The 19,668-nt window shown below is 52.4% G+C and carries 19 protein-coding genes; 7 read left to right on the plus strand and 12 right to left on the minus strand.

Features of this window, described 5'->3' with window-relative positions; genetic code table 11:
• Window positions 1–561 carry a DUF6384 family protein gene (locus Pr1d_RS11280; RefSeq protein WP_148073619.1) on the minus strand — a complete coding sequence of 187 codons (561 nt, stop codon included), beginning with the start codon at window positions 559–561 and terminating at the stop codon, window positions 1–3.
• A 205-nt stretch (window positions 562–766) separates the two neighbouring features.
• Here Pr1d_RS11280 and Pr1d_RS11285 point away from each other — a divergent pair, with 205 nt between their 5' ends.
• Window positions 767–1,981, plus strand: a complete 1,215-nt coding sequence (locus Pr1d_RS11285) for a cell surface protein (RefSeq protein WP_148073620.1) — start codon at window positions 767–769, stop codon at window positions 1,979–1,981.
• Window positions 1,982–2,119: 138 nt separating this feature from the next.
• Entirely contained in the window at window positions 2,120–3,328 is a 1,209-nt protein-coding gene (locus Pr1d_RS11290; protein ID WP_168205183.1) for a DUF1559 family PulG-like putative transporter, read from the plus strand.
• Between the two features lie 33 nt (window positions 3,329–3,361).
• Here Pr1d_RS11290 and Pr1d_RS11295 read toward each other — a convergent pair whose 3' ends face one another.
• From Pr1d_RS11295 to Pr1d_RS11315, 5 genes are all read right to left on the minus strand, one after another.
• Complete coding sequence (locus Pr1d_RS11295; RefSeq protein ID WP_148073622.1) at window positions 3,362–4,888, minus strand: hypothetical protein; 1,527 nt, start codon at window positions 4,886–4,888, stop codon at window positions 3,362–3,364.
• A gap of 12 nt (window positions 4,889–4,900) precedes the next feature.
• Window positions 4,901–5,551, minus strand: a complete 651-nt coding sequence (locus tag Pr1d_RS11300) for a hypothetical protein (protein WP_148073623.1) — start codon at window positions 5,549–5,551, stop codon at window positions 4,901–4,903.
• Window positions 5,517–6,479 carry an ABC transporter ATP-binding protein gene (locus tag Pr1d_RS11305; RefSeq protein ID WP_148073624.1) on the minus strand — a complete coding sequence of 321 codons (963 nt, stop codon included), beginning with the start codon at window positions 6,477–6,479 and terminating at the stop codon, window positions 5,517–5,519. The genes Pr1d_RS11300 and Pr1d_RS11305 overlap by 35 nt, the downstream gene beginning before the upstream one ends.
• Window positions 6,479–6,880, minus strand: a complete 402-nt coding sequence (locus tag Pr1d_RS11310; RefSeq protein WP_148073625.1) for a GntR family transcriptional regulator — start codon at window positions 6,878–6,880, stop codon at window positions 6,479–6,481. The genes Pr1d_RS11305 and Pr1d_RS11310 overlap by 1 nt, the downstream gene beginning before the upstream one ends.
• Before the next feature lie 77 nt (window positions 6,881–6,957).
• On the minus strand, window positions 6,958–7,653 hold the full coding sequence (locus Pr1d_RS11315; protein ID WP_148073626.1) for a DUF2461 domain-containing protein: 696 nt from the start codon (window positions 7,651–7,653) through the stop codon (window positions 6,958–6,960).
• Between the two features lie 319 nt (window positions 7,654–7,972).
• Between Pr1d_RS11315 and Pr1d_RS11320 the strand changes: the two genes are divergently transcribed.
• The gene (locus Pr1d_RS11320; RefSeq protein WP_148073627.1) at window positions 7,973–8,896 is read left to right on the plus strand and encodes an alpha/beta hydrolase family protein; all 924 of its coding nucleotides are present in this window, start codon (window positions 7,973–7,975) and stop codon (window positions 8,894–8,896) included.
• Here Pr1d_RS11320 and Pr1d_RS11325 read toward each other — a convergent pair.
• The 4 genes from Pr1d_RS11325 to Pr1d_RS11340 form a co-directional block, all read right to left on the minus strand.
• Window positions 8,893–9,207, minus strand: a complete 315-nt coding sequence (locus Pr1d_RS11325) for a type II toxin-antitoxin system RelE/ParE family toxin (protein WP_148073628.1) — start codon at window positions 9,205–9,207, stop codon at window positions 8,893–8,895. The two genes, Pr1d_RS11320 and Pr1d_RS11325, sit on opposite strands and share 4 nt — an antisense overlap.
• Entirely contained in the window at window positions 9,204–9,446 is a 243-nt protein-coding gene (locus Pr1d_RS11330; protein ID WP_148073629.1) for a hypothetical protein, read from the minus strand. Before Pr1d_RS11330 ends, Pr1d_RS11325 begins: the two co-directional genes overlap by 4 nt.
• Window positions 9,447–9,803: 357 nt before the next feature.
• The gene (locus Pr1d_RS11335) at window positions 9,804–11,267 is read right to left on the minus strand and encodes an ABC transporter permease (protein ID WP_148073630.1); all 1,464 of its coding nucleotides are present in this window, start codon (window positions 11,265–11,267) and stop codon (window positions 9,804–9,806) included.
• 62 nt (window positions 11,268–11,329) lie between these two features.
• On the minus strand, window positions 11,330–11,605 hold the full coding sequence (locus tag Pr1d_RS11340) for an acylphosphatase (RefSeq protein WP_148073631.1): 276 nt from the start codon (window positions 11,603–11,605) through the stop codon (window positions 11,330–11,332).
• Window positions 11,606–11,869: 264 nt separating this feature from the next.
• On the opposite strand from Pr1d_RS11340, the gene Pr1d_RS11345 reads away from it, so the two are divergent.
• Window positions 11,870–12,946, plus strand: a complete 1,077-nt coding sequence (locus tag Pr1d_RS11345) for a hypothetical protein (protein WP_148073632.1) — start codon at window positions 11,870–11,872, stop codon at window positions 12,944–12,946.
• A 332-nt stretch (window positions 12,947–13,278) separates the two neighbouring features.
• On the opposite strand, the gene Pr1d_RS11350 is transcribed toward Pr1d_RS11345, so the two are convergent.
• Window positions 13,279–14,640 (minus strand): aspartate aminotransferase family protein, encoded by a 1,362-nt coding sequence (locus Pr1d_RS11350; RefSeq protein WP_148073633.1) that lies wholly within the window; start codon window positions 14,638–14,640, stop codon window positions 13,279–13,281.
• Window positions 14,641–14,846: 206 nt separating this feature from the next.
• On the opposite strand from Pr1d_RS11350, the gene Pr1d_RS11355 reads away from it, so the two are divergent.
• Together Pr1d_RS11355 and Pr1d_RS11360 are read left to right on the plus strand one after the other, a co-directional pair.
• Window positions 14,847–16,361: an NCS1 family nucleobase:cation symporter-1 gene (locus Pr1d_RS11355; RefSeq protein WP_148073634.1), complete on the plus strand. Its 1,515-nt coding sequence runs from the start codon at window positions 14,847–14,849 to the stop codon at window positions 16,359–16,361.
• A 21-nt stretch (window positions 16,362–16,382) separates the two neighbouring features.
• The gene (locus Pr1d_RS11360) at window positions 16,383–16,994 is read left to right on the plus strand and encodes a nucleotidyltransferase family protein (protein WP_210417958.1); all 612 of its coding nucleotides are present in this window, start codon (window positions 16,383–16,385) and stop codon (window positions 16,992–16,994) included.
• Window positions 16,995–16,996: 2 nt separating this feature from the next.
• Here Pr1d_RS11360 and Pr1d_RS11365 read toward each other — a convergent pair whose 3' ends face one another.
• Entirely contained in the window at window positions 16,997–17,866 is an 870-nt protein-coding gene (locus Pr1d_RS11365; protein ID WP_148073635.1) for a nitrilase-related carbon-nitrogen hydrolase, read from the minus strand.
• Window positions 17,867–18,100: 234 nt separating this feature from the next.
• On the opposite strand from Pr1d_RS11365, the gene Pr1d_RS11370 reads away from it, so the two are divergent.
• Window positions 18,101–19,612 (plus strand): CoA-acylating methylmalonate-semialdehyde dehydrogenase, encoded by a 1,512-nt coding sequence (locus tag Pr1d_RS11370; protein WP_148073636.1) that lies wholly within the window; start codon window positions 18,101–18,103, stop codon window positions 19,610–19,612.
• Window positions 19,613–19,668: the final 56 nt, after the last annotated feature.

Here is a 19,668-nt window from a genome sequence, read left to right on the forward strand (position 1 = left end):
TCATGTTGCCCGCTGCCCCTGTAGAGTTGCAACTGCTTGGCAGGCGGCAAGTGAGCGGGTTCCGAAAGCAGGACGGGCACACCTGCCCGTCTTCGTTTCAGCGGCCAAGAGTGGCCGTTCTACGGGCAACATGACAGCGATCAACAGGGTCCACAGCAGGGCCACAATGGCGCCGATCCCAATTGCCCACTTGATGATGGTTGCTCGTCGCACGTAGATCTGCGCCATGAGCACTGAGAAGCTCCACTTGGGTTCTTCGAAAGTGTGTAGCTTGTCGTAATAGTTCTCGATTGCCGTATCGATCTGCTCGGCCGTCACCCGCTCGCCGGTCACTTTGGCCGCTTCCAGAAGTCGCTCTCTCAAACGGACTTTGATTTGGTCCAGGTTTAATTGCTCCTCGACCACATCGTGTTCTTTGCGCAGCGTCGTGGCCACGTCCATGATTCGCAGCAATTCCTCTAGGCTGAGCTGCTTTGGTTCGGTTGTGCCTATTTCCTCGGTCTTCTCGACCGGCGGATCTTGCTGTTGGGCAGGTGGTTGGGCGATTTGAATCTGTGGCATTGTGGAATGGCCGTCTAGGGAAATACTGTTTCTGATCCAACGGACTTGCTACAATCTAACGTCGTCTCCACGTAGGCAGAGATGGTCGTGAAATGGATTCCCGTCTGCGTGGTAAAGACGTAAAGACCTAATCTATCAGTTTTGAAAGCATTTTCACAACTACCATAATATCCAAATCTCGAAACCCAGTATTGCGAGAAACTAGATGGCTGCCCAAGCAACACAAAAAAAGACCGCTTCCCAGAAGTCTGAAACAAAAACCGAAAAAGGGATGCAGAAGTACCTGGACAAGGCCGTCGACGTACTCGAAAAATTTGGCATCACCAAGGACCAAGAAGTTCCTGCGGAACTGATCAAGTTGCTTGAGGAAGTACGCCATATTGATGAACCGAAGGCACTGGCTATTGCACGTACAGTCCAGCATATGAGTGCCTTCAACAAGCTCGTGCGAGACAACGTCGAGAATATCAACGTGGGGAATCGCTATCTGGAGATCAGCCAGATGTTCGATTCGATTCGCGAAGATTCCAAGAAAATGATCGACCAACTCGACGACGGCAAAATCGGCGTCACCGAGAAGATATCCAACCTCTGGATGCGATTGAACCGCGGCACTCCGCATGCCCGTTTCGAAAACATTGTCGAAGTCTATCGCGATGTCTGCGCGGATACGAAGGATCAGCTCAATCGCGAGCAGACGATTATGGATGGCTACATCGATTTCCGCTTTGCCCTCAAGGAAGCTGAGATTCTGGCTCGCGAATTGTTGGAGGAACAGTTGCCGCATTTGGAGAAAGCCAAGGCAGCACTTGCCACCTCCCAACAGGCAATCGACGAACACGAGGGGGATGAAAGTGAACTAGGCCGATTGGAGCTTGCCCGTGATGAAGCTCGCAATGAATTTCAGAAGCAAGACCGCCTTTACCAACTGGTCAAAGACATCTCAGAGAATCTGTCGATTGGTTATGACGTTGGTGAGACCCTGATCACCAAGCTCAAACAGACACATGATGTAAAAGACCAGGTTTATCGCCGGGCGGTTACTTTTTTTACTACCAACGAGCATGTTTTCACGATTCTCGGCACCGTGTACACTTCGCAGCAGGGCTTGCACGAAGCGGTCGAATCGACCGAGGCCTTGAAGCGGGGCGTGAACAAGAGCCTCGAAGACGTTGCCGAATTAGGACGAGAGTTGGAACGCGAGGCCCTCAAGGCTGGCTACGGTTCGACCGTCAATGCCGAGTCACTGGAGAAATTAGTGAGGGCGATCTCAGACTATCAGGTCGAATCATTGCAGATGATCGCTGAGCTACGCAAAGAAAGTGAAGAGAACGCCCGCGAAATCCGCAAGGTTGTCGAAGCGGGAAAGAAGCAATATCAGGACACGCTGGCGAAGTTTGCACGGGGAGATGAGATCTGAAGTTAGCCGGCGTCGTCTCAATGCCGTGCGGACTGGTACAAGTGTTCGCATCATTGATTGCAAGCAGCTATAATGGCCCGAAGAGCTCACTCTTCGGGTGAGACAGCCAGCAAGTGCAATCCACTGCGGGACCTTGCGATGAAATCTAGACTATGGCACTTCTCTGGTAGTTATCACCACTCGTTTCGTCGGGGCACCACGCTCTTGGAACTTGCCATCGTGATGATGGTAATCGGGTTTAGTTTGTTTCTGTTGATCCCGGCACTCTTGAAGGCCAACGAGGAATCCCGCGAACAACGCTGCTCAAACCGACTTCGTAAGATCATGAGAGGAGTGAGCTGCTACGAACGTGCCAACGGTCGGTTTCCGCCTGGACGACAATTCCCCGATTTGACAAGAAATGGTTTCATCCTCGGCGGATATACCAGCTATTCTGGCTTCTCGCAAACGACAGAGTATACTACAGGCTTCTACTCTGTGCACGTGTGGATTCTTCCCTATGTCGATCAGCAGGACGTTTATAAATTGATTGATTTCGAACGTGCTCAGGCCAAGCAAATGTTGTCCAACGGCCAGCCGTACAATATCAACTACGATGCCTACTCCCAGCCAATGCCTCTCTATCTCTGCCCCAGCGATCCCAATACTACGGACAACGGCATAGGCGAAAATAATTATCGCTACAATTTCGGTGGTGAGGGGCCCGGGGCAGGAACTCGCACACAATCGATGACTCAACGTGAGCCACGCCCAAGCGATCGCTATCATCCCGGGGGGAATGGAGCATTTACGATCGGTGAACAAGGATTAGAAATCCAGGAGTATTCAGACGGACTGTCACGAACCGTGTTCTTTTCTGAGCGTACGAAAGGTAATGCTACGGATCCTCTCCAAGTGATGGTGGACGACACGGCTATTGTCTTGTCTGGTCCTCTTGCAGTTACTATTAGCAACGATGTGATGCTCCAGGGATGTTTGGAATACACGCCATCGCTTTCACCATTTAACTTCACGGCAGCCGGTAGATGGCCTGCCAATAGCGATTATTGCAACGGCTGGCCTTTTGCGGGCTACGACTCGACAGAGTACAACCATGTGGCTCCGCCGAACTGGGAGGGCATTGATTGTGGGGTGAGTTTTATTCCCGACACGCCGGCCGAGCACGCGATCATAGCTGCTCGCAGTCTGCATCGCGACAGCGTGAATGTTGCTTTTGGAGATGGCAGCGTGAAGGCGATCAAGGACGATGTGGACCTCACCTTATGGCGAGCCATCGGCACGCGGAACGGTGCGGAACTTCTCCCGGGACAGCGAGGTCGCCCTGCGCGGAGAAACGGCTACCGTTAGCCGATATTGCACTTTCTTGCTTTCAACCAGTGCTCACGCGAATATCTCTGTACCCTTGAGCGCCGGCTCAGGAAATGGTTCTGCACAACGGGCACAAGTATCACGATTCCGCGGAACTTCCTGCCCGCAACTGGCACACTTCGCCACCGGCGAACCTCGGAAATGCAGCCAGTACGCCACCAGCCCCGGCACTCCTAATAGGAATACGAACGTGGTCCACAAGATTCCTCCAGAAAGATAGTGCCGCTTGTGCCAACGCATCGCCTGCCACGCTGCAATCGTAGAGAGCAAGAGCACCGTCACACACGCGGGCCATGTTTCCCGCCAAGTGCGACTAATCGCAGGCTGATAAGAAAGTACTTCTCGAGAGTTCATAAGGGCAAAAGGTCGACCGATAAACTCATAAAAACCCCATAAGGCGGGAACTGGTGCCGTTCCGGCCATCTGCCAGGCTTGGGTTCGCGGATTCGGTGGTACATAGCCCACTAGCTTAAGATTCTCGTTCCTGACTTCGGTCCCAGCTTCGTCCAACCAAATTAACTCCAGCCTCGAACCTCGCTCCCAATGCCCGTGAATAAGTTGAATTAGCATTTGCCCATTTCCGAGGGATAAGGCTCGCAAATCTGCCTGACGAAGTCTATCCGGAAGTGTGAAGACTTTCTTTGATTCTGCCGTTGGATTCCACACCTCAATCCGATCTGTATGTCTGACAGCGAGCCGGCGAACTGTTTTGCGTCGCGATTCCTCTAACGCCTGCTCCAATTTGTCATTCTGTTTTTCTTCTCCTGCTAGTGACGGCAACGGTTCGGTTATCATTGTGATTGAAATAGCGTCGGAGGTTGTCTCGAAAATACTAAGTGTGCGTTCTCGCAAATCAATCCGCCAGATGTGATCATCATCGAGTAGAAAAATGATCCAGTAGGGGGGAACTATTTCGGAGGAACCTCGCATATATCGAAACTGAGGGTTGGTACTGGGCGGTTCCATGTATCCGTTGCTCGCGAAATAAAAAGGTGAGTAGCCAGCAAGACCTCCTTGAAGGTTGAATAAATCTACGTTTTGTGGAAGTGTCTCATGAAATCCTTTGCGGTCAAAATATCCGATCAAGTGTTGGGACTGACTCTCATAACCAGCCAAATAGGCATGTCCTTCAAGTGATTTATCGCGTATCAAGTACCAATAGACTGCGGGATTTCCTGTGTCTGTCGTACCGCCAATGCGCGACCGCCACTCGATCGGGTAAGAAAGCAGAGCAGGCTGCTTGGGGCGATTCTGCAATCCTTGGAAATAGAGGGAATTCTCTTCCTCTTGAAGCTCCACTTTCTTTCCATTCAGAGTTCGATAAGTTCTTTTTGCGTCGTAATTACCACCACTAGTTGTGACGATCAATACGGTACCATCTAAGGCTACATGCAAAGATTCATTGGCCTGGCGTTCCGAGCCTATCAGCCCACGCATTAACTGACCTCCGATGCCCCATAGAAAAGCCCATGCGATTGAGATACCTACTCCTACTACAATCGCAGACATGATCAAGGGCGTCTTGGATTCTCTCAACATGGATCATTTCCTCTAAAAGTCTCGCTCACCAGCGTAGTAGAAAATACTGACCGTGAAACAGATCACCGATGCCAGCCAAATAATCGCCGACAACCACCACCAAGGCATCAGATGAACGGCATAGCCTGCAGCGATACCAGCGATGGCTGGAAGAAGTCGCGAACCAAACCACTGACCAGGTCGCATACCACTCAGGAAGGCTCCCAGGTACACAGGTATGATCGCCAGCCCCAGTTTCCAGGCAGGCAATGTCATCGACCAGAAGTACGGAGTTGGTTGCGTCTCGGGCGTAGCCGCCCACCACCCATAAATGCCAATGAAGACTGCATTTAGGAGCAGCACCAAAACAGTACCCACGAGTAGCTTGACGATGAACACTATTTTGCGCGGTAATGGTCGATGCAACACAAAGAAAAACGTACCGTTATGCAATTCCCAGGCAGTCTGGCGGAAACCCAAGAGCAGTGCAAAGGCCCCCAAGCAGAGCGACTGACTAAAGGTTTGAGCGCCGGCCGAGAACGGAAAGTAGGTTTGTCCCGCATAGGTCCAAGGGAGCAACGCGACCCCAATTAGATCGAGAAATACATACCCCAATCCTAATACCGCCAAGGCAACGATCCCCAACGACTCACGCAGCTCCTTGATCGCTAGTGCTTTGAGCATCGCGTTTCTCCTGTCCAAAGAGGGGTAGCGACCGGCGGCGGCCGCGAGTGTATTCGATAAAGGCTTCTTCTAGGTTCAAGTCGACGACTTCGATGTTCCGCGGTCCGAGTGCCTCGATTGCCGACCGCTGAAGATCGTCGTAGCCTACCAATACGAGTTCCAATTGATTGCCCAGATTCCAGCTTTGTACGAGTCCCGGGCAAGCAAACCCCTCTGGGGCTGGACCCGTGAAATCGAGCACCAGTTTTTTCACCGACTCGCGGAACTGATCGGTAGGACAATCGACACGTAAAACGCCATCGACCAGGATGCCGATGCGGTCAGCCACTCGTTCGACATCTCCTAGGATGTGTGAACTGAACAGGATTGTACGTCCCTCGCGATGAATGATTTGAATCAAGGATTCGAGGAAATCTCGCCGGACTACGGTATCAAGCCCCAGGGTAGGATCGTCGAGGATCAACAACTCAGGCTCAGGGGCGACTGCCAGCGCCAGTGACACCTGCGCCCGCTGTCCGCAGGAGAGCCGCCTTAGTTTTCGCTTCGTCGGTAGTTCAAAGTGATCGAGAATCTGTTCGACGAGCGTGTCATTCCAGAGGGGATAAAATGCTCGCGTAAACCGCACCGCTTCCCCGATGGTCATCCAGTTGTATAGCGGATGGCCTTCAGCGATGTACGCAATCCGCGCGCGGGTTTCAGGCGTAATCTCAGCGACCGGTTCACCCAAGAGCTCCGCCGTGCCGCTGTCGGGCTGGACCATGCCCATCAGCATCTTGATCGTGGTACTTTTACCTGCCCCATTCCGGCCGAGGAATCCATAGACTTGTCCCCGCTGGACCCGCAGGTTGAGTGAATCGACCACTCGCTGCGAGCCGTAGTGTTTTGTCAGACGATGGGTGCGAATCGCATCAGATGTCTCTTTAGGCATTATGAGGGATTCTCCTCGACAGAAAACGTAAATCGCTCCTGCCGTTTGTGGATGAGCTGAAGGAGTTCCTCGGCAGAAAAACCGAGATGGACCGCTTCGACAAAAAGTTGGTCGAGATGTTCTTCGAGTTGTTTTTGCCTGGCCCGCTTGGTGAGATCATTTCGCGGCTCGGCGACAAACACGCCGCGCCCCTGTTGAGTGACCAGCGTCCCCTCGCGTTCTAGCTCGGTATAGGCCCGGGCAACCGTGTTTGGATTCACCACCAGTTCCCGCGATAATTGACGCACCGAGGGGAGCCGATCCCCAGGCTGGATACGACCCCTGGCCACGGCCGCGCGGACCTGATCGGTCAACTGGCGGTAAATCGGGGTCCGACTGGCTGTATCGCATTGGAATTGCATGAGTGCCTCACTGTATTATTTGTATTAGTACAGTCGTGACACGTCAATACCTCTTTTTTGAGAAAGCATCGTCGACGCTAAAATTTCACCCCAATCGCCTTGCACAAGAATGCCATATATGGCTTCGTGGTACGAAACACCGCGATCATATCCTGCACTATTGTCGGCTGCAGCAAGTCCTCATGATCCCAACTGCAAAGAGCAATGTGATCCTTCCGCTTCAAATCCTCTAAGAGCGGGTGATCGGCCTCGTATCCCCGGGGTGGCCGCTTGAGGCTCTCGCCTCCTAGTTCAAACTGAGCCCGGAAAGCCTTGTTACCCTTGACCCGTTTCCATGCGGTTTGCTCGTCGTCAATCGCCTCGCGGATATTGCTGAGTGTTTCTGAATCGGGATGCCACACTCCCGCACCGAGAAACACTTCCCGCGGATCAACATGGAAGTAGAAACCCGGGGCATGAACATCTTTTCCTGCTACATGGCGAAAATGGATCCCCAAATTCGTCTTGTAGGGCTTCTTGTCTTTCGAAAACCTCAAATCGCGATGAATCCGCATGAGCGATCCGCCGGCCTTTTTCGGTATTGCAGCGAAATGCGGCGAGAGCTTCATAAGCGGCCCGGCCATCGCCGCAATGAACTCGAGTGCAGGCCCGCGAACCGAGTCTTCATACCGCTGGCGATTTGCCTCGAACCACGTGCGATTGTTGTGGCGAGAAAGTTCGCCGAGAAACTTTACCAAGTCCGCAGGGAAACCCTGAAAGGAATGTTTTGCCATTTTTAGTGGTCCTTTTGTCTTCTCGTGCCTAGGCTCAGCCTAGTTACGCGATGGATTCGAGGCTCCGCCTCCTTCTTTTTCACACCTTCAAGCCACGTTGTAGGCGGGCTGCTTTCCCAGAGATGGTACCTGTTGGGCATAGCATTCTCAGGCAGTGCCTGGGAACAAGTCGATTTGACGCTGGAGAGTTTACCTCACAGACGTCGATACCAATACTACAACCCTCCCGACCGTATGGAAGCGCGCCGGTAGAGTTTACCCCACCCGCACCCTCTGGTGCCACAACCAGCACAGTCTTCAAAGCTTAACAGGTCCAAGGATGGACACTCGCCAACGCAACCAAATGCTTGCGCTCACCTTGCTTACTTTTTCGGTAGGTTGCGGCCTCAATACGGCTGTCCTGCAGAAAGGTGGTAACGGTCGGTGCGGCGTCTTATTGAATTACTCTTGCGGGGCCAATCCGTGCGATCCCATCGATCCGTCGAAGCCGACGATTGTCATCACGCATGGCTGGAACCCATTGCCAAACAAGATCCATACGACGTTTGGCTCATCCAGTGCACAGGCCCTCCGATGCCGTTGCGGCGACAGCTACAACATTCTCAGTTGGGACTGGAATGCCGTAAAGATCTCCACCTTTAAGGACGAGCCCCAGCGTGTGGGACGACAACAAGGACGCATGTTGGCTTGTGCCCTCCGAGCACGCGGCGTAAATCCCCGCTGCACACAGATAATCGCCCATAGCCTCGGCACACTTGCTGCCGCACAAACTGCTTGTTGCATGAGCGATCAAGGACCTTTTGCCCAATTGACGTTGCTCGACCCACCAACTGGCATGCACGATGAGATCTTCTGTAAACTGGCCGTCTCCCACCATGCGCGGATCGTCGAGAATTACTGGGCCCCCGGCATCAGTGGCTACGGTGAAGAAGTCTGCTGCCCGGGAGTTAGGAACTACTGTGTTGAGGGGGACCACCCAGTGCTCGGCATCGTTGACCTGAGCATCTCCAACCACGTCGGCGTCATGCGTTGGTACTACGACACGATGCGTTGCCCCAACATGCCCTGTGGCTTTCAAAACAGCGTTTTCGTGAACTGTTGTGGATGTGAACACTGTGTCTGCCCCGGGTGCGTGCAGGGTGAACGGACAGCCGTTCCCACGGAGCCTCCCGTCCCTCCAAGCGACTATCAACCAGACTTGGCCGAGGTAGAGATTCTTGAAGGAAGCGATCTGCTGAACTAATGATCCTTCAGTGGTGCCTGGCCCGGCCCACGCAAGCGATAGATCGTCACCTGGTCTTCATCTACCCGAAATAGGAGCCGATAGGTAAGCCCACTGCGAGTTCTAAACAGAAGTTGCCGCAGTGCGAAATCGAAGTGATTGCTCTCTTCAGCTAATCCGTAGATTTGCGGATCCTTTTCGAGTCGTGTGAGGGCTGCTTCATATGCAGCCTCCCAACTCTCGGCACTTTGAGGTGAGCGATCATGTATGTAATCAAAGATTCGTCTACGCTCTTGAGCTGCGACAGGGAGGATCCGTACAGTGTAGCTCAAGCCTTTTTTCCTGCTGAGCGTTCCGCTCGGAAATTTGCAAGCTCCGTGCGGGCTAACTCACCACGGTGACCCGATTCATATTCTGCATGTGCTTCTTGAATCGCTAGAAGGTCTTCACCGCCGTGTCGCTCTTGCCACCAGCGATCATAGATAACGTCGAGCGAAATGTCGTCACCTTCCCGCTTAGTTATGGTCAGTGCGAAAGCGGCAAAATCGTTAATTTGATCGATAGTTGACATAATACAAGTCTAATATTGAGCTAAATGTGCGTCAAACTGCGATCATTGCAAGTTGCTGGAAATTTTTGTTGTCAGTGAAGCCCCGGTAAACTAATCCTTGTTGGAGCACCTTCTCATGTGTGTGCCAAAGTAGCAGTTTCATGGTTCAACTATTATCTTGCTGCTGGTTCGCCGCGCCAACAAAAAAAGGTCAGGGCAAGTCGATCCGTCGTCTTGCCCTGACCTCTATCCTGAAGCAAAACACGGCTGTGTTTCGCCCTCCCGTTTGTATTGATAGTATCGGCTAACTCACCCTGCGGACTGTAGACCAATTCTGCCGATACCGCGGTGCTGGCAGTCTATGATGCGACCAGATTTCTATGCCAAATCGCGGTCTTCGAAGAATAGCAATGCGAGCAGCATGGCAGCGGCGCAGTAGAGCAGGCTGTAGAGCAGGGCTAGCAGCAAATACTCCGAAGGAACGGACGAAGCGCCAGCAATCGCGCCTTCGATTTCGTAGTGGTCGAGTACTGGGAGGACAATTGATATGAGCCGTCCGATAAACTTAACGAATACAATTTCTCCAGCGGAAGATTTCACGATCAACGGACCGAGGTGGCCGAGAACGTAGATTGAGCCGCAGATAATCAAGTTGGGGAGCATAGCCAACCGTGTTGAGATCGCCACACTGATAGCGGCCATGACCACGGCTTCGTAGAAGGCCAAGATCAATCCTGGAATAATGCGAACCACCTCGATGAAGCAGTCGTTCCAGATGGGTGTCGTCTTTGCCGATTCGCGGGCGTCGTAGACGACTTTGTAGGAGACGGTCAGGAGGAATACTGTTCCCAGGATGAGAAACATAAGTAGAATTGGCCAAACAATGCCGAGAAACTTGCCGAGAATGAACTGGCGGCGGCTTACTGGTTTGGAAAGTACTGTGAGCGCAGTACGGCCCTCGATCTCGTCTGCGACTGACACACTTGCGGTCCAAAGGGCAAAGATGATGGCCAGGACTTTGATGGTCGCCATGCCGGAGGTTTTGAGCATCTTTACGTCTTCGCCAAAGGTGTTGTAGGGCACATAGACATACAGCACCAAGGCAGCGATTCCAATTAAGATTAGCAGCAAGAAGAGCGGCTGGGAGATTGCTTCTTTCGAGGTAGCGGACGCGATGATTGCGGCCTTGGGAGCGAGGAGAGTAATCAGCAGATACCCGAGATACAATCCTATTACGCTTAACGCTGCCAAGGGGAGATAGTGGACTTCTGGCATGGCAACATCGCTGGTGATGATTGCTGTCATCTTACTGGGTAGATCGGTTTCATTGGTGAAATAAAGAGTATCTACTTCGTCTTCGAAGCCACGTGGCAAGCTGCTGCCAGGGGACCATTGATAAAGTTGATTACCTTCGATCTGCAGTACGGGTTCTATGTAACCCTTGCCCTTTTCGACGTTGATTGCCAAGTCTTGATCGCTGTCAAAAGAGTATTCTTGGAGTTCATCAGGCCGGAAAGAGATTTCAATTGGGTAGTCTGGCGTATTAGCTGGTATCGTTTCGGTGATCTCAACTTGGCCTACGTCAGTAAGTCGCTTGAGTGAGTTGACCAACTCACTGGGATCCATGGTTGGCGTAGCCAACAGGGCCAAGAATCCCAAAGCCGCCAAGGTGTAGGTTACTGGCAGGAGAATGCCTTCCCGGACAGAATTCCCCACGGCAATCGCAGCGCGGCGATTCACAAGGTAGAGAATTCCCCAAAGAACGATCAGAATTGCCAGTCCAGCAGTGGTGCCCAGTGAGAGTAGCCAGATTGGTTTGAGCCAGATGGAGAGATTCGACATAGAGTTGCCAACTAAGCTAGATGAATGTAAGTGTTATGGGACGAAACTAGGTATAAATACGACTAATGGCGAATGCGAAATGTGTGGAATTCTCCGGTGGGAGGACGTCGGTCGACAGCAGTGCTACGAATGCAATTAGCTAGTCGTTCGTCGATCGCTTGCAAAAATGCCTGCAATTCTTCGGTCGTTCCTTCGACATTCAGTTCCACTCGACCGTCGGGAAGGTTCTGCACAAAACCGGTGACAGCATAATTGTTGGCTATTTTCCTCGTTGTGTAGCGGAAACCTACTCCCTGCACTCGGCCAGAATAGAAGACTTGGCGCCTTTCGAGGTCCATCTATCCATTCCTTTTCTGCACTCACGCCTTCTCATATTGAGAACTGCAAACATTCTAATATAGCTAGCGGAGGGGGCTTGTTCCAGGCTTGGCTGAAATACGTCAGGCTCAGGCTATAGGGATTCCAGGTTGCAACCTAGGTTCCCGTCTAGAGATAGAGGCTAAGGCCATCTTGACCCTCTACACAGGGTTTCGTAGCCTCAGCGAACCATGGATGGGAGATTACCAGCTCGGGGCGCTAGAAGTCAGTATCTAAGACTGCGCTTGTTCTTAGCTGGTGTCCTCCTGACAATAGTCGCAGGAATCTTCTCCCCCACTGAAGCATCTGAGAGTGCCCCTCAAGCTGGCCTCTTGGTTCTCACCAACGGGAGCGTCCTAGAAGGTGTGGTCAGCCTGGAGGGCGAACACTATCGCGTCATGCTGCCCAAAGGCGAATTGCAGGTTCGAGTGACCCAGGTTGATTTTTTCTGCAAAAACCTAGACGAAGCTTACGAACGCCGACAGGAACGAAGTCGGGGAAACTCGGTTGACTCGCATGTTGAGCTAGCCCAGTGGTGTGTGCAACAAGGGATGTTGGAGCATGCCATGGAAGAAATCTCGCTGGCTCGGTCACTCGATTCGCAACATCGGATGCTGGAAGTTCTTACGAGGCAGGTCGATCAATTGCGATCTAATAATACCAAAATTGTCGATACAGAATTGGAGCCCGCCACAAATCCAACAGAAAGTGAGTCCACACAGGTCACAACTGTTTCAACTGCTCACGAGATTCCGCAGTGGGCACGAGTGGAATTCGTACGGCGCATTCAGCCGATGTTGATTCACACTTGTGCTACTGGAGGCTGCCACTATCCGGGCTCGTCATCCAAAATGCAATTGGATCGTGAAGCACTCGCGGGAATTGGAAATCCTGACCTGATTCAGCAGAACCTAGATTCAGTTGTGCGACAACTTAGCTTTGATGATTCAGAATCGAGTCCTCTGTTGGCTCGCGGGCTTGCGGTGCATGGCAAAGAGGGACAGAAGCAATCTGAGGCATTCACGCCGCGGCAAGTAGCCATCCTGAGAGCATGGTTTACGCAGCTTGTCAGCGAGCAGATCGATATGGAGGAGTCATTATACACTGGGACAAAGCAAAACGAATCTGCCACGAATTCGGGAAGTATCGCGCAGCAACAGCATGAAGGTGCTAAATCCAGACACTCTGGGGCGCGAGATCCTTTTGACCCCACCCAATTCAATGACCGACAGGCTTTGCCGGCGGACAAACCTACCGCCGCTACTCCATTACCTCAGGAATTGGAACACCAACTGGATCGCCCAACGGTGGCAATTCCCTAGCTGGGCCGTAGGCTGCAGATTGATAGCCGCCCGAGAGAACCGATCCAGCCCTTCCCTGCACGTGGGAATAAGGCCCGTCGAGAACAGGCTTTCCATAATCGGTATAGCTGCAACACATTTTGCAGCCTGTAAAAAGCAGCATCGCTAATAGCGTAGCCGCACATTTCATGCGTGACATGGCAGTAGTTCCCCCCTGAAAGCCATGAATTACCGATGCGCACCAGCGGCGCATCAGAATAGGACGTCACTGTTGCATCGACATTTTGGAGCAGATGCGCTCAGAGAAATGATTGGGGTGCTAGCAGATGGGCCGGCGATGCCTAGCAGCGCGGTTATTTGATTTGAATTGTGTTCAGCACTTCGTCAAGGCATTCCACCATGAAGTCAGCATCTTCTTTGGTGATGCACATGGGGGGTTTGATACGCAAGGTGTTGCCGAAGAGGCCACCCTTGCCGACGATCAGGCCGCGGTTTTTGCACTCTTCCATTACAGCGGCTGCTTCCGTATTGGCGGGTTCCTTGGTCTTTCGATCCCGCACGAGTTCCACACCGAGCATAAGGCCTAATCCACGGACTTCACCGATGAGCGGTTGCTTTTCTTGCAATTCCAAAAGCCGATTCTTAAGATGCGAACCGACTTCAAGGGCATTCTGCTGGATGTTTTGTTCGTCGATAACTTCTAGCGTGGCGAGTCCCTGGGTCATGCTGATCGGATTGCCACCGAAGGTGTTGAAGTGGATGCGGTTCTTCATCACTTCAGAGATTGGCTCGGAGGTGGTGAAGCCACCTAGAGGAATTCCATTGCCAATACCTTTGGCCATCGAGATACCGTCGGGGACCACGTCGTAATTCTGGTGGGACCAGTAGTGGTGTCCTGTACGGCCAAAGCCACCCTGGACTTCGTCGGCAAAGCAGAGGCCGCCGTGCTGACGGACGATTTCGTAAACCACTTTGAAGAAATCTTTAGGGGGCGTGACTGTGCCGCCGACCCCCTGAATTGGTTCGCCGATAAAGCAGGCGATTTCGCCTGGTGACTGATATTGAATTACATTCTTCACGTCGTAGGCACATTTCAGATCACAGGAAGGATATTCCAAGTCGTAAGGACAGCGATAACAATACCCCGGGTTGGTGTGGAGGACGTTGAGCTGCGGATTGGATTTGAACTTCCAATTGCCGTGGGCTGTGAGCCCCATGGGGATCGAAGTGCCGCCGTGGTAGCCATTGCGTAAGGCGATCACCGGTTCATTGCCAGTGTATTCGCGGGCTGAGAGAATCGCTACTTCGTTTGCTTCGCTGCCGCTGTTGGTAAAGTAGCTTCGGGTGAGCCCTTCCGGCATCTTGCTGGCTAGCTTCTCAGCAAATTGGGCAATCGCAGGGTGCAGATAGATGGTGGTCGTGTGTTGCAGGCGCCCCGTTTGTGCTTGTACTTTTTCAATAATCGTTGGATGACAATGGCCGACGCTTACGGTGACAATCCCTGCGAAGCCGTCGAGATAGCGTTTACCTTTTTCATCCCACAGATATTGCATATTCCCTTCGACGATCATGAGGGGATCTTGATAGTAAGTTAGCACGCCGGGCGATACATACTGGTGCCGTAGGGCAATGACCTCGTCTCGCGTTGGGCCTTCGTAGGGCGTAGGAGTATGATCGCAGATGGGGAGTTGTAGGCTATCGTTGGTGGCACTCATTGCGATTCCTCAGCGAGAGAGAGGATAAGGGACGGAGAATCTCTCTCCTAATTCTAACGACTGCCATTGACCCTGCCCAGCACAGTGAATTAACTGGAGGCATCCAAAAAGGCTACTTTGCGGGAAACGCTTATTCGCTTTCACAATTTGCGATTCCAAACTCTTTAGCTTGCCGATCAATTCTGAATATTTAGGAAACGAAGAACATGGCCAATCCATCGGCTGACCAAGTCGCGCACGACGATGGGATCCAAGAACTTACGACCGATCTGTCGCATTCCCCATACTATAGCCATGATATGGCCCCAGTTCCGCGCTCTGGTCGAAGGTGGTCGACCCGCGACATGGCCGTGTTATGGATCTCGATGGCGGCTTGCGTGCCGACGTATATGCTCGCCTCGGGTATGATTGATGAAGGAATGAATTGGTGGCAAGCAATTATCACGATATTCCTCGGCAATGTGATCGTTCTTGTTCCCATGATTCTAAACGCACATGCTGGCACGAAATACGGCATACCCTTTCCTGTCTATTGCAGGCCCTCGTTTGGAATTCTTGGTGCCAACGTGCCGGCATTGCTTAGGGCGCTGGTAGCCTGCGGGTGGTTTGGTATTCAAGCTTGGATTGGCGGGGCAGCGATTTACCAAATCATCGTCTCGTTCGTGCCCGCGTGGAGTTCGTTGGAAAACCTCCCATTCATCGATATCAATCTCGCGGAGGTCGCCTGTTTCATGTTTTTTTGGGCTATCAACATGTGGGTGATCTACATGGGTGTGGAATCGATTCGAGTTCTCTTGAACATCAAAGCGCCCCTTTTGATTGGGCTGGGCCTCGCACTCTTAGCGTGGGCCTACGATGAGGCCAATGGATTTGGAACCATGCTCTCGAAACCCTCGGCCTTTGAAGTAGGCGGCTCGAAGGCTGGAATGTTTTGGCCTTTCTTCTTTGCTTCTCTGACAGCGAATGTCGGATTTTGGGCGACACTTTCGCTCAATATTCCTGACTTTAGCCGCTATGCCTATTCACAGCGCGATCAGGCACTGGGCCAGGCATTGGGACTGCCAACTACGATGGCGTTGTTTTCGTTCATCGGGATTGCTGTCACCGGAGCGACGGCGGTCATCTATGGCGAAACTATTTGGGATCCCGTCATCTTGCTCACCAAATTCAAAAATCCCGTTGTGCTTGTCGTGGCGATGGTAGCGCTTTGCATCGCCACGCTCGCCACTAACATCGCCGCCAACGTTGTTAGTCCTGCCAACGACTTTGCCCATCTTGCCCCTCGGTGGATATCTTTTCGCACAGGGGGATTCATCACGGGATTGATCGGGATACTGATGCAACCTTGGAAATTGATCGCCGATCCCACCGGGTACATCTTTCGCTGGTTGGTGGCGTACTCAGCTTTGCTGGGAGCCGTGGGAGGCGTACTGCTTGCCGACTATCTAGTTCTACGAAAGACTCAACTTGATCTGGACGGGCTTTACCGCCGCGAGGGACCCTACTGGTATCGGAGAGGATTTAACCCCATGGCGATCATCGCGATGGTGCTCGGTATTGCGCCCTGCGTGCCGGGATTTCTTGCCGCGGTATCTGATCATTGGAAAGAATCTGTCCCCGTGTTTTGGGCTGATCTCTACCACTACGCCTGGTTCATCAGTTTTGGGGTGTCGTTTGTGGCGTATCTGGTGCTAATGAAGATGAAACCTGTTAAAATGTGATAGGGCTGCAGGAGGTTATCCATGAGTACCAGCGAACGAACACCAACAGTGGTTTCTTTTGGCGAAGACGTCTTAGATAGGATGGTTTTGGCAGTGGAGAACGTACGTGATCGTTTGCGAAGGGCTACCGTTGCCTTGGAGGCAGCAAATGTGCCCTATGCTGTAATTGGTGGCAATGCAGTTGGAGCCTGGGTCTCGAAAGTCGACCCTACGATCGCCCGCAATACTGTAGACGTTGATCTGCTGGTCAACCGTACAGATTTTGATTTAGTGAAAGCAGCTTTGGAAAAAGCCGGATTCGTTTATCGCCATGTAAAGAGCATTGACATGTTTCTCGATGGCCCTGGTGCCCGCGCGCGAGATGCTTTGCATATTCTGTATGCAGGTGAAAAGGTACGAGGAGATGATCTTTCACCCGCTCCTTCTCTGGATATCTCTGCGAGTCACGACTCCTATCGATTGCTTGACCTGGAACCGCTCTTGATGATGAAGCTGACCTCTTTTCGACGCAAGGATCAAGTCCACATACAAGATTTGATCCAAGCCGGCCTCATCGACAACTCCTGGATTGCTAAGTTTCCACCAGAACTTGCAATGAGATTACAAGCAATCTTGGATGATCCTGAGGGTTAAAATCACCCAGCCACAATCTCGTCGTAGCTATCCGGCCGTCGATCGCGGAAGAATTGCCAGGTATTGCGCACCTCGCGGATCATGTCCAGGTCCATGTCGGCAATCACGATGGCGTCGCCGGAACGGTCGGCTTGGGCGACGAACTGGCCGCGGGGGTCGCAGAAATAACTTTGGCCATAGAACTCGCCGATTCGCCAGGGTTCTTCAAAGCCAGGGCGATTGATGGCACCCATGTAGTACTGATTTGCCACAGCGTGTGCAGGCTGTTCAATCTTCCATAGATACTCGCTCAAGCCTGCAACGGTCGCCGACGGATTAAAAACAATTTCGGCTCCGTTGAGTCCCAGGCAGCGTGCTCCTTCGGGAAAGTGGCGGTCGTAGCAAATGTAGACACCGACTTTGCCAACTTTCGTTTCGAACACTGGGTACCCTAAATTGCCGGGACGGAAGTAAAACTTTTCCCAAAAGCCAGGATTGCAATGGGGAATGTGCATCTTGCGGAATTTGCCGAGGTACTCGCCTGTCGAGTCGATGACTGACGCTGTGTTGTAATACACGCCAGTGAGGTCTTCCTCGTACATGGGGACAACGATGACCATCTTATGCTTCTTGGCCAGGTCTTGCATCAGCTTGGTGGTTGGACCGTCTGGTATTCTTTCTGTCAGTTCATACCACTTGGGATCCTGCTCGGCACAGAAATAGGGGCCATAAAAAAGTTCCTGCATGCATACGACTTCGGCCCCCTTATCGGCAGCCTGGGCGAGCAGGTCGACATGCTTGTCGATCATCGCCTGCTTCACTTTTTCAACACCTGAGGTGACCGGCTCACAAAGGGTCGCTTGAATCAAGGCACCGCGGACATTTCTGGGCATCGGAATGCCTCCTCATAAAATCAGGCAAAGGAACTTAACGAGACCATACGTACCAACCGCAAGTTGGCAGTTAAATGTCTAACTACGACTGTAAGTACCGAATTCACTAGGGTATGATAACCGTATGAATTCTAGCTGACTACTACCCATTGCTATTGTCAATGGTGTATACCCGCAAGCGTTTCAACTAAAAGCTTTTCCATAGAAGCAGATCATTCACTTAGAGGTGAAATCATGTCTAGCGTCGCAGATGCCGCCATACCCGTCGTTCCCGTTCTTCAATCTGGCAAGTGGCACAAACACTCCAGCAATGCGGGAGGCGATGTCTACAATCCCTCCACAGGTCAGGTGATTGCTCGAGTGCCGTTTTGCAACACCGACGAAACAGCCGGCGTGGTCGCAGCAGCGGCCGAGGCTTTGCCAGCTTGGGGCGAAACTCCTGCGGTAGAACGGGCCCGAGTAATGTTTCGCTTCCGCGATCTGGTCGCTGAGAATTTTGAGGAGCTTGCTGCATTGGTCACACGCGAGCATGGCAAAACGCTTCCTGAGTCTCGAGCGGAAGTGCAACGCGGGATGGAGATGATCGAATACGCGTGCAGTGTTCCCACAATGCTGATGGGAGACACGCTATCTAACATCGCTTCGAGTGTCGATGCCGAAACGGTTAGACACCCCGTCGGGGTGTGTGTTGGTATTACACCTTACAATTTTCCTTTCATGGTGCCCTTGTGGATGTTTCCCGTGGCGATCGCCTGCGGCAACACATTTGTGCTGAAGCCATCGGAGAAAGTCCCTCTGTCATCTGTTCGACTGGGTGAGTTGTTGACCGAGGCGGGTCTGCCGCCTGGAGTTTTCAACATTGTGCATGGCGATCGGCATTGTGTTGAGGTGTTGCTCACTCATCCGCAAGTAGCCGCGATTTCATTCGTCGGATCGACGGCGATAGCCAAGTACATCTATGAAACCGGAACAAAGAATGGCAAGCGAGTGCAGGCCGCGGGCGGTGCGAAGAATCATCTGATTATCATGCCTGATGCCGATCTCGACCAATCGGTGAAGGCCTTGTCGGCATCTGCCTATGGCTGCGCGGGACAACGCTGTATGGCGGGGAGCGTGGCAGTAGCCGTCGGCAAAGTAGCTGATCCGCTAGTGGAAGGTTTGTGTGATCATGCAGGAGGTTTTCGGGTCGGTCCAACCGACGGCAATGAGAGTGTCGATATGGGGCCATTGATCCGCCGTGAACACCTGGAGCGGGTGGCGGGATACTTGGACATTGCAGCGACCGATGGTGCACGAGTGGCGCTTGATGGTCGTCGGGATTTTGATGGCGACGGTTTTCTCTTGGGTCCCAGCGTGTTGGATCAGGTGGAAACAGGGATGCGGGTGGCACAGGAAGAGATATTTGGTCCCGTGCTGTCAGTGATTCGTGTGGATGATTTGGAGAGTGCGCTCGAAGTGGGACGAAACTGCCCCTATGGCAATGGGGCATCGATCTTCACCTCAAGCGGCTATGCCGCACGCCAGTTCAAACACCATTTCAACGCGGGCATGATCGGCATCAACGTCGGCGTGCCAGCCCCCATGGCGTGGTTCCCATTCACCGGCTGGAATCAGTCCTTCTTTGGCGACTTGCACATTCAAGGAACCGAGAGTGTGCATTTTTATACTCGCCAAAAAATGACGCTTACCCGTTGGTTTGCCTCGGCGGAAGAATCGCACCACGATCCAGTATGGAAGACAAAATGATTGAATACTCTACTAGGAATAACATGTTGCGACAGCGAGACAAAAAGGGATAGTTA

The sequence above is a fragment of the Bythopirellula goksoeyrii genome, assembly GCF_008065115.1.
GTDB lineage: Bacteria > Planctomycetota > Planctomycetia > Pirellulales > Lacipirellulaceae > Bythopirellula > Bythopirellula goksoeyrii.